19 protein-coding genes are annotated in these 16,881 nt (G+C 26.9%); 2 read left to right on the top strand and 17 right to left on the bottom strand.

Going from position 1 to position 16,881, the window contains the following annotated elements; translation table 11 throughout:
* Window positions 1–321 precede the first annotated feature (321 nt).
* From BN7997_RS05990 to BN7997_RS05980, 4 genes are all read right to left on the bottom strand, one after another.
* Window positions 322–930, bottom strand: a complete 609-nt coding sequence (locus BN7997_RS05990) for an NUDIX hydrolase (RefSeq protein WP_071119943.1) — start codon at window positions 928–930, stop codon at window positions 322–324.
* A gap of 332 nt (window positions 931–1,262) precedes the next feature.
* Window positions 1,263–1,412 carry a FeoB-associated Cys-rich membrane protein gene (locus tag BN7997_RS15390; protein ID WP_143023178.1) on the bottom strand — a complete coding sequence of 50 codons (150 nt, stop codon included), beginning with the start codon at window positions 1,410–1,412 and terminating at the stop codon, window positions 1,263–1,265.
* Between the two features lie 20 nt (window positions 1,413–1,432).
* Entirely contained in the window at window positions 1,433–2,566 is a 1,134-nt protein-coding gene (locus tag BN7997_RS05985; protein ID WP_278335262.1) for a ferrous iron transporter B, read from the bottom strand.
* A gap of 201 nt (window positions 2,567–2,767) precedes the next feature.
* Window positions 2,768–3,067, bottom strand: coding sequence for a GIY-YIG nuclease family protein (locus tag BN7997_RS05980; protein ID WP_083335019.1), 300 nt, complete (start codon window positions 3,065–3,067; stop codon window positions 2,768–2,770).
* 485 nt (window positions 3,068–3,552) lie between these two features.
* Between BN7997_RS05980 and BN7997_RS15550 the strand changes: the two genes are divergently transcribed.
* Window positions 3,553–3,717, top strand: coding sequence for a hypothetical protein (locus tag BN7997_RS15550; protein ID WP_154665236.1), 165 nt, complete (start codon window positions 3,553–3,555; stop codon window positions 3,715–3,717).
* Window positions 3,718–4,203: 486 nt separating this feature from the next.
* Here the strand turns inward: BN7997_RS15550 and BN7997_RS05975 are convergent, their stop codons facing one another.
* The 9 genes from BN7997_RS05975 to BN7997_RS05935 all read right to left on the bottom strand — a co-directional run bounded on the left by BN7997_RS05975 (window position 4,204) and on the right by BN7997_RS05935 (window position 12,680).
* Window positions 4,204–5,034 (bottom strand): FeoB small GTPase domain-containing protein, encoded by an 831-nt coding sequence (locus BN7997_RS05975; RefSeq protein ID WP_071119940.1) that lies wholly within the window; start codon window positions 5,032–5,034, stop codon window positions 4,204–4,206.
* 19 nt (window positions 5,035–5,053) lie between these two features.
* Entirely contained in the window at window positions 5,054–5,266 is a 213-nt protein-coding gene (locus tag BN7997_RS05970) for a FeoA family protein (RefSeq protein WP_071119939.1), read from the bottom strand.
* Between the two features lie 333 nt (window positions 5,267–5,599).
* Window positions 5,600–6,547, bottom strand: coding sequence for a polysaccharide deacetylase family protein (locus tag BN7997_RS05965; RefSeq protein ID WP_083335018.1), 948 nt, complete (start codon window positions 6,545–6,547; stop codon window positions 5,600–5,602).
* A gap of 604 nt (window positions 6,548–7,151) precedes the next feature.
* The gene (locus tag BN7997_RS05960) at window positions 7,152–8,444 is read right to left on the bottom strand and encodes an NCS2 family permease (protein WP_071119938.1); all 1,293 of its coding nucleotides are present in this window, start codon (window positions 8,442–8,444) and stop codon (window positions 7,152–7,154) included.
* Between the two features lie 136 nt (window positions 8,445–8,580).
* Complete coding sequence (locus BN7997_RS05955) at window positions 8,581–9,291, bottom strand: hypothetical protein (RefSeq protein WP_071119937.1); 711 nt, start codon at window positions 9,289–9,291, stop codon at window positions 8,581–8,583.
* A gap of 14 nt (window positions 9,292–9,305) precedes the next feature.
* Window positions 9,306–10,241 (bottom strand): hypothetical protein, encoded by a 936-nt coding sequence (locus BN7997_RS05950; RefSeq protein ID WP_071119936.1) that lies wholly within the window; start codon window positions 10,239–10,241, stop codon window positions 9,306–9,308.
* A gap of 96 nt (window positions 10,242–10,337) precedes the next feature.
* Window positions 10,338–11,267, bottom strand: a complete 930-nt coding sequence (locus BN7997_RS05945; RefSeq protein WP_071119935.1) for a hypothetical protein — start codon at window positions 11,265–11,267, stop codon at window positions 10,338–10,340.
* A 118-nt stretch (window positions 11,268–11,385) separates the two neighbouring features.
* On the bottom strand, window positions 11,386–11,883 hold the full coding sequence (locus tag BN7997_RS05940; RefSeq protein ID WP_071119934.1) for a hypothetical protein: 498 nt from the start codon (window positions 11,881–11,883) through the stop codon (window positions 11,386–11,388).
* 203 nt (window positions 11,884–12,086) lie between these two features.
* Complete coding sequence (locus BN7997_RS05935; RefSeq protein ID WP_071119933.1) at window positions 12,087–12,680, bottom strand: hypothetical protein; 594 nt, start codon at window positions 12,678–12,680, stop codon at window positions 12,087–12,089.
* A gap of 252 nt (window positions 12,681–12,932) precedes the next feature.
* Between BN7997_RS05935 and BN7997_RS05930 the strand changes: the two genes are divergently transcribed.
* The gene (locus BN7997_RS05930) at window positions 12,933–13,466 is read left to right on the top strand and encodes a hypothetical protein (RefSeq protein WP_071119932.1); all 534 of its coding nucleotides are present in this window, start codon (window positions 12,933–12,935) and stop codon (window positions 13,464–13,466) included.
* A gap of 60 nt (window positions 13,467–13,526) precedes the next feature.
* Here BN7997_RS05930 and BN7997_RS15545 read toward each other — a convergent pair whose 3' ends face one another.
* From BN7997_RS15545 to BN7997_RS05915, 4 genes are all read right to left on the bottom strand, one after another.
* Entirely contained in the window at window positions 13,527–14,234 is a 708-nt protein-coding gene (locus BN7997_RS15545) for a hypothetical protein (RefSeq protein WP_071119931.1), read from the bottom strand.
* Window positions 14,235–14,479: 245 nt separating this feature from the next.
* Window positions 14,480–15,433, bottom strand: coding sequence for an LCP family protein (locus tag BN7997_RS05920; protein ID WP_071119930.1), 954 nt, complete (start codon window positions 15,431–15,433; stop codon window positions 14,480–14,482).
* Window positions 15,434–15,619: 186 nt separating this feature from the next.
* Entirely contained in the window at window positions 15,620–15,754 is a 135-nt protein-coding gene (locus BN7997_RS16185) for a hypothetical protein (protein ID WP_278335240.1), read from the bottom strand.
* Between the two features lie 53 nt (window positions 15,755–15,807).
* Window positions 15,808–16,782 carry an IS30 family transposase gene (locus tag BN7997_RS05915; RefSeq protein WP_071119190.1) on the bottom strand — a complete coding sequence of 325 codons (975 nt, stop codon included), beginning with the start codon at window positions 16,780–16,782 and terminating at the stop codon, window positions 15,808–15,810.
* Window positions 16,783–16,881 lie beyond the last annotated feature (99 nt).

The following is a 16,881-nucleotide window of genomic DNA, read 5'->3' as shown; positions in this document are numbered from 1 at the left end:
CTATATAAATTAAAATTTATCAGCTCCTAGTGCAATAAAACCTACTGTAATAGCTAGAGCAAGCATTATATCATGTTTCCTAAACGGATTTTTTACAATTGAATATACTAAAACGCTGTACAAATTAACAATACAGTTAATATAAAGCCACGTAAAATCTTTCTATTTTTAGCCATCTTTCCAATCTCCCCCAAAATTCTAATATAGATATTATCAGGTAGGAACCTACTTCGCATTATATAACAATTGCGAACTTTGATTATATTATACATAATAAATCACAAAGTTAACTAACATAGCATAACTTTTGGACAAATTCTTTTATATAAATAGACTTTCACCTAGTTTTTCAAATATTTGAAGCATTAAATATGCTTTTATATCTATACTATCTTCATTTTCTAAGATATTTTTAGATTCTTCTTTTGATATTAACATTGCTTTTATATCTTCATCATCTTCTTGATATTTATCAGTTATCTCTCCATCACATAAACAATATACAAATGCCACAGATTCATCTGTCATACCTGGAGATAAATATAACTTATCTTTACTGTTTATTTTGTTTATACTTATTAAATCAAGTCCTGTTTCTTCTTTTAATTCTCTTCTTACAGAAGTCTCAATATCTTCATTGTTATCAACAAGTCCTGCTGGTAACTCGTATATGTATTTGTTTATAGGTACTCTATATTGATTTATAAGTACTAATTTATTTTCTGCTTTATGAAGTGCACATATTACTACTGCATCAATTTTATCTTCATTATTTTCTAAATATACTTTTTCTAGTTCTTCTTTACTTTTTCTAGATGATACCATCCAGTGCTTTTCCTGACCTTTTTTATTTTTATATTCTACATCGTATAAACTTACGAAATCTGTTTCTACTAATGGCTTTAAACCTTTTATCTTTGAATTTTCCAAAATTATACCCCTTTCTAATCGCTATAGTTTTATTATATCAATGATATTACATTTTATCATTATTTTTACAAAAAATTCGCTTTGGTTGATCAACGTGTCATTAAAACACTTCATTTCACTAACTATATATCCTTGTTCAAGCTATAGATACGTCCGTTGCTAAAAAATATTTTTTACTTTTATAAAGTTATTGTTATTACGTATATTTAAGCATTATAATAAAAATTTTATCTCATAATTTCATTGTACATAAAAAAATATTACTGAAAGTTAAATTTTCCAGTAATATTTTTTATAATTTTATTTATATAAATCTATCTTTTATTTATAAACTATTTATTACAACCTTTACAACTAGAAGAACCTGAGCACTTATAACATCCATAATCAGAACTTCCCTTATTCTTATTATGTTTAATTATAGGTCTAATAGCTAAAAATAATATAAAAGCTACTACAATAATTACTATTAAATTTCCCATAACTAATCTCCTTTAATATATTATTGTACTTGTACTTTTGATACTTTCTTTTCACTTTCACTAACCTTATTAGATTTTATCTTATATACTACATAAAATACTGCTAAAGCTAATATTATAACTGCTGGTATAAATCCTTGAGCTAACTCTTTATATACTAATATAGTCCCAACTTGATAAGTTATCATAGCAACAATATATCCTACACTTAATTGAAGTAATACTGATTTTAGCAACCACTTGTTAGATTTCATTTCTGATTTCATAGCACCTATTGCTGCAAAACAAGGTGGTGTAAATAAGTTAAAGAACATAAATGCAAGTGCAGAAACTGCTGTTATTCCCATAGTTTCTTGTACAGTCATAGCATTAACTAATTCAAAATCTGAATTTATAGCAGCTCCCATTGAATAAACTACTGCTAATGTTCCAACAACTTCTTCTTTAGCTATAAATCCTGTTATAGCTGCTGCTGCAAGTTGCCATACACCTATTCCTACTGGTATAAGTAAAAATGCAAATGGTGTAGCTACATTAGCTAATATTGAAGTATTTACTGCATCTTCTACTAATTGTAATTTAAAGTTAAATGATGACATTATAAATACTACTGTATTACAAACTATTATAATAGTACCTGCTCTTGTTATAAAGTCTTTACCTGTTTCTAACATTTTAAAGAATGCTCTTTTTATGCTAGGTATACGATACTGTGGTAATTCTATTATAAAGTAATTTTTTATATTATCTGCTCCAGTTACTTTCTTTAATATTAATCCCACACATATTATAACTGTAAAAGCTACAATATAAGTAAGTGGGAACATATATCCTTGTTCTGGGAAAAATGCTGCTGTAAATAATGCTATTATAGGTATTTTAGCCCCACAAGGAACAAATGGTGTAAGCATTGCTGTAAGTCTACGCTGCTTTTCATCTTTTATAGTTCTAGTTGCCATAATTCCAGGGATTGAACATCCATATCCTACTATCATAGGTATTATAGACTTTCCTGATAATCCAACTTTTCTAAATAATGGATCAAATATTAAAGCTATACGAGCCATAAATCCACTGTCTTCTACTAATGATAACATAAACATTAATACCATAACTAATGGAACAAATCCAACTACTGCTCCAACTCCACCTATTATACCATCTGTTAATAGTNAAGTACCCTATAAAAACTAGTATTAACTTAAAATTTACTTTGAATATATCTATTGCTAAATATATTATTTTTTATTTTTTAAAACCTATTGATAGAAAAATTATCAACAGTTTTTAATATATTATAAAATCATATTAAGAAAAAGGAGCATCTATTATTTTTTATAAAATAGATGCTCCTTTTATTCATTATGTGGAAGTTTATAACATTCTTTATTTTCCAATGTTTCTAAAAACTCCTTTGGATTTTTAATAATCCATAACTTCTTGTTCCTATTTAGTCTTTTTATATAATATTCAAGCTTCATAGCATTGCTTTTACTATCAGCTATAAAGTAAGTTTCTAATCTTTTAAACCCCTTTACCCTGCTATATTTGCAATTTATACCACTTTCATGTTCTTTCATTCTTCTAACTATATCTGTTGTATACCCAGTATATAGTGAATCATCTTTGCATCTTATTATATATGTAAAATACATCATAATCTCCTATATTAATTCCTTATTAATAAAATTTAATTATATTTTGTTTATGTATCTATTTCTCAGGATTATATTTTTGAGCAGTGTTTTAGCAAAATTTTACTTACCTAAACATACAAATTTGCTTTATTAACTTAATACTTATACTCTTATTTAGTCCTTCTAATTTTTCATTTATTACTTTTTCATTATCTCATGTATTCCCTCTTGTGTAAACTCTTACACATAAGTATTTTCTATTATGACTATGTTAGCTTACTTCGTGATAATAATGGCATAAAATAACCATACCTAGTATTTTTAATGATTTGAATTATAAAGTATGGTTATTTTTCTAATTTGCTATAAATTGTTCATAATATATTAATAAATATATGATATAATAAAATTCTAAATAAAAATTGAATATATTCTTTGAGTGCATTCATACTTAACTTATCAAAAGACAATCACCTACTTTCTAGTGAAAGGAGGTGGAAAGTATGGAAATTGCAACAATATATTACATAGTAAAATTTTTACTTGATTTATATAAAGCAAAAAAGCACTCAAACACGACTAAGAGTACTTTTAGCTTTAAGCTAGAGACTTCTAAATTTAATTTAGAAATCAATAGCAAAAAATATTATATTATTAATATAAGTTAGGAGAATACACTCTACACGACTAGAATATACTCTCTAATTTTTTATTGATAGTTATATTATATCATAATTTATGATATATAAACTATCATTTTTTTTATTGTATATTATTAATTTCACATTATATTAAAACTGTTCATTAAGTCTGCTATATAAATTAAAATTTATCAGCTCCTAGTGCAATAAAACCTACTGTAATAGCTAGAGCAAGCATTATATCATGTTTCCTAAACGGATTTTTTACAATTGAATATACTAAAACGCTGTACAAATTAACAATACAGTTAATATAAAGCCACGTAAAATCTTTCTATTTTTAGCCATCTTTCCAATCTCCCCCAAAATTCTAATATAGATATTATCAGGTAGGAACCTACTTCGCATTATATAACAATTGCGAACTTTGATTATATTATACATAATAAATCACAAAGTTAACTAACATAGCATAACTTTTGGACAAATTCTTTTATATAAATAGACTTTCACCTAGTTTTTCNTTAAAAAGTCACTAGTCCCCATACTTGCTAACTGGCCTGAAACTGCATTTTGGAAATTTTCTATAAATCCTACTAATGCATCTGCAACTAATGGACCTAATGTATTTATAGATAAATCAAAAATAAATGCCATAATTAAAATAAAAAGTACAGTTCCTATTATAGGATTAGTTACAAACTTATCTATTTTATCTTCTAAAGTTTCTTCGTTATGTCTTATTATTCTGTTTTCAACTTTTGAAATTATATTATTAACTATACTATATCTTTTTTTATCTTGTTTTTCTTCATTATGTATATTTGATAATTCTTTAAATAAGTTCTTTTGTTCTTTTAATTTAGAGCTTTCAGACGCTACCTTAATTAAACTTTTAAGACCTTCATTTTTAGCTGCTGATATTTCAACAACTTTGCAGTTTAATTCTTTTTCTAATTTATTAACATCGATATCCGTTACATTTTTTGATATATCAGTTTTATTAAGTGCAACAACTACCGGTATATTAAGTTCTAATAATTGTGTTGTAAAGAATAAACTTCTATTTAAATTTGTAGAATCTACCACATTTATTATAACATCAGGATTTTCAGTTTTTATGAAATCTGTTGTTATACTTTCTTCACTTGTATATGGTCTTATTGAGTATGCACCTGGTAAATCTACAATATCTATATTATTTCCTAAACTTTCTTTTAATTTTGCTTCTTTTTTACTCACTGTAACCCCAGCCCAGTTACCAACGTATTCTTGTTTTCCTGTAAGGGCATTGTAAAGTGTTGTTTTCCCACTATTTGGGTTCCCCGCTAATGCTATCTTCATTCCCTCATCTCCTCTTTTATTAGAATATTTCTATAACCTCTGCAAGATCTTTGTCTATACCGTATCTTCCACCTTTTATATTAATTATTAAGTTTGAGTACATTTTTTTAACTATACTTATAGTTTCTCCTTCAAAGCATCCTAGAGTAAATAAAAATTTATTTATTTCTTCATCCCCATTTATAGATTTTATTGTATATATAATACCTTTTTGACCTTCTGGTAATTTCATTTTTACACCTCTTCCCTTCCCAATTTATCGATTTTGATAATTACTATCACTAAATATATGATAATCAATTTCAATTATTTTGTCAACTTGATTGTTTATTTTTTATATTTATAATAAAGTCCTCAAATAGAAATTTTATTATATAGTTTCCTTAAACGTAAAAAATTCGCTTCGCTCATGTCGCCAACGACTTCGTCCGTTGCTCAAAATCTTTTTTACGCTCAAAACCAGTTTATTGATATTACTTACATTAAGAAATTATCTACATTTTTAAAATAAAATAATATTCTTAAGCGTAAAAAAGCTGTCTAAAATTAGACAGCTTTTTTTATACTATGATAATGTTTTAAATTCATATCCATTGTCTTTGAAGTATTTTATTATTGTTGGAAGAGCTTTAGCTGTTTCTTCTTTTCCGTAAGTATCATGCATTAATAAAACAACTATATCTTTTCCTTGAGATGTTTTTATAGCGTAATCTGCTAATTCTTGAGCATTTTTCTTTCTACCTTCAGCATCTGCATTTAATGCATTCCAGTCTATTGATGCCATATTATTTTCATCCAAATAGTTATCAAGTTCATCCATTCCCTTCCAAGACATGTGTCCACCTGGACATCTTATAACTCTTGTTGAGAAGTATGGACCTAAGATTTTCTTTAATAATTCATCTGTTTTATTAAAGTCTGCTAAGAAGTTATCTAAATTTAAAGTTCTACCTGGGTATAGATATTTGTAATCATGTGTGTAAGAGTGATTAGCTATAGCATTTCCATATTCAAAAGACTCTTTTATTAAATCCTCAGCCTTTTTTCCTCCTCTTTCTATGTTTTCTCCTGTAACAAAGAAAGTAGCTCTTACATCATTTTCTTTTAATATTTTTAAAATTTCTGGAGTAACTGTTGTTGATGATCCATCATCAAAAGTTAAAAATACCATTTTCTTTCCGTCGTTAGAATAGTCATACTTTGCTAACTTTTCTTCTATCTTTTTTGCATCATATGTGTATTTTTTACCTTCGTGAGTTACACCAACCATTTTCTTTTTAGCTTCTTCTTCTTCTTTTCTTTTTCTTTCTTCCTCTAATCTTTCAGCTTCAGCCTTTTTTTGCATTTCTATTCTTTCTTGTCTTTTTTCTTCAATAAATGCTGTAGTTGCAGTTACACCTTTAAACCCCACGACTATTACAAGTACTGCAGCAATAGCTATTAAAGCACATCTTTTTACATTAAAATTGTTTCTTTTTCTCTTAGAACTAAAATTAATTTTTTTCTTTCTCATATTATTTCCCTACCTAATATTTTTATCGATTTATTATATTTATATTATAGTGTTTTTTGTCGAAAAAAGCTATTGGATATTAATTACAATTTAGTAACTAGTTGTAACCACTACCCCCTTAAAATATTTACTAATTTTAAATGGTAATATATTTTTTAATTTTCTAAAATTGTTGATATTACTTGTATTAATAGATTATCTATTTTATTTAATAAATTCTAATATTTTTAAACATAAAAAATTCACTTCGCTCAAGCGACGTATCGACTAAACATTTCATTTCGCCAATGATGTATCCTTACTGTCGCTATAGATACATCCGCTTAATAAAAAATTCGCTTCGCTTGAGCGACGTGTCGGCGAAACACTTCATGTCGCCAACGACTTCGTCCGTTGCTTGAGCCACTGCGTGGGCGAAGTATTTCAAAATCTTTTTTACGCTCAAAACCAGTCGATTGATATTACTTACATTCAGAAGTTATCCACATTTTTTAAAGTATTATAATATCCTTAAGCGTAAAAAGAGATTATCATAAAACAATAAATTATTTATGATAATCTCTTTTTCAGTAATGGGTATAAGCAAAATAAAACAAATTTTATTTTAATGTATTATTCCCATTGATATATTCATAATAAAACTTAGTATAAATAGTGCTGTTAACACATACATACTAGGTGATACGTCTTTGTACTTTCCAGTTAAAACTTTTAAAACAGTGTAAGCTATGAATCCTAATGATATACCATTTACGATATTGTAAGTAAAAGGTATCATAACTATTATAATTATCATAGCTATTGAATCTATTGAATCCTCTCTTTCTATATCAAAGAAAGTCTGTATCATAAGTATACCTACAAATATAAGCACACTACTTATAACACCATTTGGAATAAGTTTAAGTACTGGTATTAAAAATATTGATAATAAAAATAATATTGCCGATGTAAATGCCGCCACCTTACTTTTAGCTCCTTGGCTTATTCCCGAGAAGTTTTCTGCTGCAACTATTGTAGGACTTGTTCCAAATACACCTGCTATTATATTTGATATACCTGCAACTTTAAATGGGCCTTCAAACTCTTCTGCTTTACCTATAGCCTCCATTTGACCATATAATATTCCCATATTCTCAAATACTATAACTATAGTTATTGAAAATACTGCAACAATAAATGGTATAGTCAATACATTTTTTAGTGACATTGCTAAAAATACATCCTTAATTGCACCTATATTAAATGAACTAAAGCTTATGCTAGAAATGTCTGTTACTCCCATAAATAATGATAGTATAGTACCACCTATAATACTTATTAAAAGTCCTCCATTAACATTTTTAATATGAAGCACTAGTATAAATATAAGTGTTATTATACTTAATAAAGCGTCTTTACTAGTTATATTACCTAAAGATACCATAGTAGCATCACTTGGTACTACTAATCCACTCTTTTGAAGTCCTATAAATAATATAAAGAATCCTACTCCTACTGTTATAGAATGTTTTAAAGTATTTGGGATTGATTTTAAAAGTATTTTAGTAATATTGGTGCTTGCTATTATAGTAAATATTATACCACTTACAAACACTGCTCCTAAAGCTTCTTGCCAGCTAAGCCCCATAGAATTTACTATTGTATAAGTAAATAATGAATTTATTCCCATTCCTGGAACTACAATAAATGGAGTGTTAGACAATACACCCATAAGTATAGTTGATAATGCACAGGTAAATATTGTCGCCATCATTGCAGCATCTTGGCTTATCCCTGCATCTGATAGTATCAGTGCATTAGTCAATATAATGTATACACTTGCTACAAATGTAGTACATCCTGCTAATACCTCTGTCTTAATGATTTGATTTTGATTCTCTAATGTGTTTTGCATACCTCTTTCCTTTGTTGTTATATCCCTCTCCCACCCACAATTTAATGCTTTTATATATTATCATTTTTTGATAATATAGTCTATATATCTACAATAAAATAACTCATATCATTTGATATGAGTTATTTTTAATACTTTATAAAATGTTTAATATCCTACCTCTAACACCATAACCTTCAAGGTTGACTCCAGTTATCATACAAACAACCTTTTGACCCTCAGAAATTTTTTCTCCATTTGGTATACTAGCTAATAAATCAAATCCTTTAGAAATTCCTACAAAACATCTATTTTTATCTTCCTTTACATTTCTTATCATTCCTAAAATAATATTTCCTTTTTTTAAGTTTCTTTCACTTAATGAATGAGGATTTGTGTATTTTTCTTTCATTTCTAATGATATTCTTTCCTTAGCAGATACCTTTCTAAACCTAATGCCTTCTATTGTATCTCCCTTTTTATAAATATCTCTAACAGCAGTTGCATCATTTGAAAAATCACAATTTCTAAGTATACAAGAAATGCCCATTATACTTACAAATGCTCCCCATTCTTTTGTATCTGTAACCATACATGATTTAATTTTTTCATTTTTTAGTCCCTGTAAAACCATTTTTCTCTTTATAGGAATTGCTCTTTTAAAAGATGCTTTTATATCATCTATTTCAACATAATCAACTAAACTATGTTTTCTGCAAGTGTTTATATTTATAGATCCCATTTCTTCACTATAAACTCTAAGGTATTTATTTTCATTTGCATTAAATATATTAATATAGTCAACTTTATTAAATTCATCAAAAACTATATCCTGTATTAATGCCTTTTTCATAATATATTTATCCATATTAGTCTCCCTCTTTAAACATAGGCTGCTATATCTAAAAATGCATCCTCTTCTTTGAATCTTTTAGATTCCTTATCTTTAAATACAACATCTAAACAACTTAAGCAAATATTATTAAAATCTATATTATAATTTATAATTGTATTAAATAAATCTTGCATAAGCTCTTGTGTATCAGCAATAAATACAAGCTTAGGCTTTTTATCTGATATAATACAATATCTGTCAACTAGCTCTTCATCCTTTACAAAGGTATCAAACTTTTTAATAAGTTCCATATATTTTCTTATATCATAATCTTTATCTATGTATTTTATAAAGTAAGATTGAATTTTATCTTCTATTTTAAATGATACTAATAAGTCACATTTAAATTTTACTTCTTCATCATCAATATCATCTTTTATAAATTGCTTAATAGTTACTCTATTTTCTAAATATAAAACTTCATTAACTGAATTTTGCATTATATCTAAATATAGCTCTGTTAATATAATTCCCTTTAAAATTTCACTTTGTTCTTTATTTATAAAACTATTATTTATATTTTGTTGAAATACATATTCATCTGTATTTTCATTTATTTCTAATGAAGTATATTTGTCTAATATATAAAGCATACCAACTGCTGGAGCATATACTCTTGTTGTTTTATCATTTTTACAATCTATATATGATAATGTCCCATATTTCATATTAAGAATATTTAAAAACTCTTCACTTACATTTGTATATCCATTTAAAGTTAAATATCTATTTATCTGATCTTTAGTTGCAATTCTTACTTTGTATAAAAATTTAAATATACTAATCATCTTATCAGTTACTTTATAATTTCTTTTACTACTTTTTTTATATCCCTCGTAAACACATCTACTTAACTCATTACATAATACTGTAGATGATGCTTTTTTTATAATATCAAAATCTTTATTTAAAGCTATGTCCATTAAAATAACTCCCTTTATAAAGTTTAAATAAACCTATCTATATTAATTAAATTTTTTATATCTTAAAGTAATATATACTCTCCATATTTATATATCTTAGTTACTTAAAATTAGTTCTTCTTTTAAATTTTTAGTTTCTTTTATATATTTTTTTAAAGTTTTAGAATCTGTTAGTAAATTTTCTTTTAATAATATATCATGTGTATATAGTAATAAAGTATGTTTATTTAATGATGAACCTCTAAGTTTTCGTGATATGATTTTTATACTTTCTTCATTTTCACATACAAAAATAACTTTAGGTCTTTTTGGGATATCTATATAATCATATCTCCACTTTCCTTTTTCCGAAAGAAAATGTTCTAGTTTTAATATTTTTCTATTAAATCCTTCTTTTAAATCTTTATCTCTTATAATTAAAACTAAAAAATTTTTATTTATATTACCAGCTATACTCCACTCAAAATCTATATCAAGTTTATCTCCTAATGCTCGTCTTTGATTAGGCCCTACACTTTCATTTATAATATTAAAATCTTTAAAACTTTCCATCATATTTATATATATATCAACTACTTGAAGGCTTTTTATAACTTTTTCTGCACTTCTTGATATATTTCTAAATTCCCATCTAGGAACTTCTATATTAAAATATTCTATAAGTAAATTAACTCCATTTGGACCTATAGCGTATATAGTATTTTCTTCATTTCTTTCATATTCTTCATCTACAAACCCTTTTACTAAAATGAAATCTTTGAAAAAATCAAAATCTACTAATTCTTGAAAATTAAAATCAATGCTTATATTGTACTTTTTGCCTATTATATTTATTATTTGTTTTTTTGTAGCAAATTTGAATTTATATAAAAATAAGCAAATTTCCTTAACTATATTTTTATCAAACCTTTCTAGCATATAATCAATAGCAAGACTATATTCTACACTGTTTTTTATATTTGAAAAACATTGTTTATAGCTTTCATCTATATTATAAGTTTTTATGTCCGATATATTAAAATACATATATCTCTCCTCCCAAGTTATAAAAATTCCCTTCGCTTAAGCGACGTGTCGGGGAAACACTTCATTTCGCCAACGATATATCCTTGCTAACGCTTCGGATACATCCGTTGATTCAAAACTATCTTAAAACTTCTACAACTTTACCTCTAAATTTTCCATCACAATTTTTATTTATAGTAAATAATACTTTTGAACCAACTTCTACATCTATGTTCTTATTTATAGATGGTGAAAAATAGCAAAGAACATCTTTACCAGGAGATACAGGTATAAAACATCCTGTAGGAAATAAATCCTTTATAGCACCTTGAAGTTTAGTACCTAGTATTACATCCTCTTCATTTTCTAAAGGATATGTGTAGTCATTTAATATTTTATCTATCCTACCTATTACCATATTTTTTTCTTCGTTTATTTCTACTGGGATATACTCTACTATTTTCCCAATATAGTCTATTGGCTTTAAATATTTTAATTCATCTTTAGGTATGCATATTAATGGATTATCCCCTAATATAAATACTTCTTCTTCAAAAAAATCATTTTCTCCGTACATTATAATTGTAGATTTTATGCTTTCTTGGTTATCAAGAGCCTTTTTAAGTTTGTTTATCATAAAATACTCCCCTTTGCATTTAAATTGCCTATTAGTAATAACTTTTAATTTATCTATATTTTAACATATTTTTTGTATATTCTCCATTTTTTACTAAGGTTTCTTAATGATATCTCTATAAAAATTTGCTTTACTCAAAAAAATGCCATAAGTAGAAATCATAATCTAAAGTTAATTCCTATTTATGGCCATATAATTTTTAATTATTCACTTATATTATCATCCTCAGGCTTCTCAGTTTCTGTTTTTTCTACCTCAGGTTTATTAACATCCGGTGTTGATTCTTCAGGTTTTATATTTTCTGGCTTTGTTGTACTACCTTGGTTGTTAGTCTCTGGCTTTTGTGTAACTGTATTATTTGTTTGTGATGTAGATGGCTTTTGTGTAACCATATTATTTGTTTGTGATGTAGATGGTTTTTGTGTAACCGTATTATTTGTTTGTGATGTAGATGGCTTTTGTGTAACTGTATTGTTTGTTTGTGATGTAGATGGCTTTTGTGTAACTGTATTATTCGCTTTCGATGCAGACGGCTTTTGTGTTACACTACTTTCTTCTTTTTTAACTTCTTCTACATCTGAGTCATCATTATCCATATCATCATCCTTTTCTTCTTCAACATCCTCAATTGCATCCTCTTCTAACTCTAAATCTTCTTTAGGTTCTTCAATTACATGTTTAGGAGTTACATAATTATCATCTGCTGAAGATATAGTTCCTTGGCTCATAGCAAATCCTGCAGATGCAAGTACCGCTATAGCTATCCCACATAATATAATATTATTTTCTTTTTTCATATTCTCTCCCCTTAAAATAATATAAATTTAATAATTATTTATGATTATATTACCATATTTTATAGTCTTATTCCATATTATAACTATTTAAAATTTATTTATATCGAATTATATATCCTTTTTTTGTTAATAATTATAAAAAATTCGCTGCGCTTGAGCGACGTGTCGGCGAAACACTTCATGTCGCCAACGATATCTCCTGATTCGCACTACTGATATATCAATTTATCAAAATATGAAAGGATAATAACTATGAAAAAATTTATCACATTTATTGTAATATTAGTATGCATTTTCCCAATAGGAAAAATTTTATTAAATACTATACCTAATAACCATAATAAAAATCAAGAATCATCAATTGACAAAACTAATCCACAACCTTCATCATCAAAAGAAAATAAAAACGAATCTACACCTACTGATAACTTTGTAGATATAAATAATGATGAATGTAATGAAAATATACTAGTAGATGTTGGTGATAATGAATATCTTGTAGCAGTTGATTCTGCTTCTAAAGAACTTGTAATTAATGAAAATATATCTGACTCTAATAAATACATAAAAATTGACTACAAAGAAATACTTCCCGTTATAAGTGATATTGAAGATTACAAAAATCTATCAATCCCTCAGTATATTAGCTTATACAATAAAATTTCACCACATATAGATACAAATATGTCTTATAGTGAACTTCTATCTCTTGCATCTAGTATAAATATTAATGATTTAAAATCAAACTACAGTGAATTTATAAAAATACAAAAAAACAATGACTAGCTTCTAGTCATTGTTTTAATTTTATACTTCTTTATAGTTTAATTAATTTATGTCAAATTATTATTCTACAGATGGTGTTTCTATGTTCGATAGTGATTGTTCTACTAAACCTGTTGATGGTACTTCTTGTAATACTTCTTGTTCTGTTGGTTTTTGTTCCGGTACTTTTGGCTCTGTCGGATTTTCCTCTGGTATTTCTGGAGCTACTTCTGGCTCTGTTGGCTTTTCCTCTGGTACTTCTGGTACTACTTCAGGCTCTGTCGGCTTTTCCTCTGGTACTTCTGGTACTACTTCCGGCTCTGTTGGCTTTTCCTCTGGTACTTCTGGTACTACTTCAGGCTCTGTTGGCTTTTCCTCTGGTACTTCTGGTACTACTTCAGGCTCTGTTGGCTTTTCCTCTGGTACTTCTGGTACTACTTCAGGCTCTGTTGGCTTTTGTTGTGGCTTATTTTGTAATGTTGATGTATTTGTTTGTGGCTTTGAAGTTTGTTTTAAAGTATTAACTTTTGACTTAACTTTTTCATTAGATTCATCCTTAATCTCAATCTCTTCTTCTTCATTGTTTTCATCAACTATAGCCACATCTGTTTTTGGTGTATTTATAGAAGTGCTCTCATTACTTGCTAAAGTTTTTTCAGAAATAATAGTCGGACTTTGGTAATCATCATCTATATGATTAAAATCTCCTTGTGCCATAGAAAATCCTGCTGAAGATAAAGCTGCTATAACTACCCCACCGACTACTATCTTTTTCTCTTGTGAATTCATAATATACTCCTTAAAATAGAAATTTTCTTCAAATAATTTCTATCTTTTAAGGTTAAAACCTTTAAATTCACCCACCGCAAATTCAACAAAATTAATATAAGTTAAAGTTTAGTTTTACTTTTTTATTATAAGTAAGATACTTTATCTTATAATTTTACATATTTTATATATAGATATATGTCTATATATAAAATAATAGCTAGAATATAAATTATATTCTAGCTATTATTAATCACTCAAAATGATTATTTCTCTTCTCCAAATATAAACTTGTGCCAAGCCTCTAAGTTAGGCTCTTTGTCCCATTCTAATACCCATCCTTTTTGTTTACTTATAATATGACCATTTCTATATTCTTCTAGAGGAAATTGAAACTGCTCTATATCCTTATCATTAATCTTAAGAACTGTATAAGCTAAGTTCATCATTTCTATAGGGCTTATATTAGTTTTGGTATTATTTAAAATAATTTCTGCACATTTTTTATAAGTTTCTACGCCTTTTTGTGCAAATTCCTTGTATACACTTTCTGCAACTTCTCTATGTCTATTATCTCTAGCAAAAGCACTATCAGTATATCTTATTCTACTAAAAGCAAGAGCTTGGTATCCATTTAATCTCTGAACTCCACTTTTTGTTATATACTCTTTATCTTTTTCATCTTTATTCTTATAGTACCCATAACAAGCATCTATATATTTATTAATTTCTTTTATATCCTTTTCTTCAACATTAACTTCAACTCCACCTAATTCATCCATAATATCCATAAATGAAACAAAGTTAACAGCTATATACTTGTCTATATTAAGGTTAAAGTTTACCTTAAATACTTCCTTTAAAAGATCTATCCCCTCATATGCATATGCATGAGTAAGTTTTTCAGTTGAATATCCGGGTATATCAACATAAGTATCCCTTGCTATTGAGCTTATTCTAATATCTTTATTTTTACTGTCTATAGTTACAACCATCATGGAATCTGATCTATTCCATTTTTCAATATATTCTCCATCTGTTCCAACTAACAGTATATTTGTTATACCTTCAACCATAGTACCTTGTTCTTCTGTATTTTTTACAGCTTCATCTTTTACGTACATCTTATTTAATTTAAAATAAACATATCCAAATCCACTTAAGCAAATCGTTACTATTAACCCAATTAATATAAATGCCACTCTCTTAAAATGCTTCATATTTTATCTCCTTTAAATTACTATTATATATTGTCTTATATATATTAACATATTCTATCTAAATAATCACCTATGGTTAATAAAATATATTATTTTAGTTACATCCATTGCTTAAAAATTGGCATTATTTATTTAATTTGGATTTTTTATATACATTAAGTATTAAAAAATAAAAACAAAGCTATTTTATATTATATAAGCATCACTAAATCCTTTACTTTTAGCAACATTCAAAATATTTATAGCATTAGACCTTTCCTTATAACACCCTACACACACCTTATATAATCTTTTATTATCTTCAATATTATACAACTTCAAAACATTATCCTCCTGAATTGTCAATTTAAATCAGACAAATTACTTATGAATCACTAAGCAAATGTAAGTAAGCTTTCAAATCCAGTTGCTTCTTTTATAACCTCATTTGGTGTTTTATAGTCTAGTGATTTTCTAGGTATAGAATTCCATTTATACGCAATCATATTTAATTCTTCTTGAGAATATGCAGATAAATCTGTAGACTTAGGTAAATCTTTTCTAACTATTCCATTTGAATTCTCATTTAGCCCTCTTTGACCTGGTGATCCAGGGTCTCCAAAGTAGATTTCAATATTAACTGAACTATCTTTTTCTATGTCTGACCATTTTGAAAACTCTTTACCTCTATCAAATGTAATAGTAGATATACACGACTTATGTAAAGATGATAGCCATTTGCAAATTGCTTCTTTAACATCCTCACTCTTTCTACTTGCTTTAAGTAATACAATATATTTTGAATACTTTTCTACTAAAGTAACTATAGCTGATTTTCTAGCTTTTCCTACAATAGTATCTCCCTCAAAATGGCCATATTCTATACTAGTTTTAGCATTAGGATACTTTTCATCTCTTTCATGAATTGTTTTACATGTATTAATTTTACCTCTTGTTTCGTTATGACCCTTCGGGTTATTTTTACCCTTACGTCTCAACTTATTTATATCTATTACACCTTGTTTTGCTAATTTGTATAATGTTTTTGTTGATATTTTTTCATCTTTTCCATCTATTTTATCTCTTCCTGCGATAGCATCTAAAGACCAATCATTTTCTAGCTTATTATTGATATCATCTAATTTTTCTTTGCTTAATACAATGGGCTTTCTTCCACATCTAGATTTATTTATTAGGTATTGATTATATATTTCTTGAACAGTAAGTCCTTGCATAAATAGCTTGTAATATCTGTAAACTTTATCTTTTCCAATTTTCATTCTTTGAGCGCAAGCTCTTGCTTTCACGCCTAAATAGTAATTTGCTTCTAGATTTGTTAGCTGATTTATGTTAATATGATTAAAAGACATTTTTGGTACTCCTTTTGTTGATTTTAGTAGGTTAACTAAGTATATCATAAGTGTCTTTTTTTGTTTATATATTTGTCTGATTTAATTATACAATTCAGG

It is taken from the genome of Romboutsia timonensis (genome assembly GCF_900106845.1).
GTDB classification, from domain to species: Bacteria; Bacillota; Clostridia; order Peptostreptococcales; family Peptostreptococcaceae; genus Romboutsia; species Romboutsia timonensis.
This window is presented reverse-complemented; position numbering and strand designations above follow the sequence as displayed.

Coding starts and splice junctions, on each gene's coding strand:
- BN7997_RS05965 (WP_083335018.1), bottom strand. CDS start 6,547: ATGAGAAAGAAAAAAATTAATTTTAGTTCTAAGAGAAAAAGAAACAAT.
- BN7997_RS05970 (WP_071119939.1), bottom strand. CDS start 5,266: ATGAAATTACCAGAAGGTCAAAAAGGTATTATATATACAATAAAATCT.
- BN7997_RS05945 (WP_071119935.1), bottom strand. CDS start 11,267: ATGTATTTTAATATATCGGACATAAAAACTTATAATATAGATGAAAGC.
- BN7997_RS05915 (WP_071119190.1), bottom strand. CDS start 16,782: ATGTCTTTTAATCATATTAACATAAATCAGCTAACAAATCTAGAAGCA.
- BN7997_RS05940 (WP_071119934.1), bottom strand. CDS start 11,883: ATGATAAACAAACTTAAAAAGGCTCTTGATAACCAAGAAAGCATAAAA.
- BN7997_RS15545 (WP_071119931.1), bottom strand. CDS start 14,234: ATGAATTCACAAGAGAAAAAGATAGTAGTCGGTGGGGTAGTTATAGCA.
- BN7997_RS05950 (WP_071119936.1), bottom strand. CDS start 10,241: ATGGACATAGCTTTAAATAAAGATTTTGATATTATAAAAAAAGCATCA.
- BN7997_RS05920 (WP_071119930.1), bottom strand. CDS start 15,433: ATGAAGCATTTTAAGAGAGTGGCATTTATATTAATTGGGTTAATAGTA.
- BN7997_RS05980 (WP_083335019.1), bottom strand. CDS start 3,067: ATGTATTTTACATATATAATAAGATGCAAAGATGATTCACTATATACT.
- BN7997_RS05930 (WP_071119932.1), top strand. CDS start 12,933: ATGAAAAAATTTATCACATTTATTGTAATATTAGTATGCATTTTCCCA.
- BN7997_RS05935 (WP_071119933.1), bottom strand. CDS start 12,680: ATGAAAAAAGAAAATAATATTATATTATGTGGGATAGCTATAGCGGTA.
- BN7997_RS05960 (WP_071119938.1), bottom strand. CDS start 8,444: ATGCAAAACACATTAGAGAATCAAAATCAAATCATTAAGACAGAGGTA.
- BN7997_RS15550 (WP_154665236.1), top strand. CDS start 3,553: ATGGAAATTGCAACAATATATTACATAGTAAAATTTTTACTTGATTTA.
- BN7997_RS15390 (WP_143023178.1), bottom strand. CDS start 1,412: ATGGGAAATTTAATAGTAATTATTGTAGTAGCTTTTATATTATTTTTA.
- BN7997_RS05955 (WP_071119937.1), bottom strand. CDS start 9,291: ATGGATAAATATATTATGAAAAAGGCATTAATACAGGATATAGTTTTT.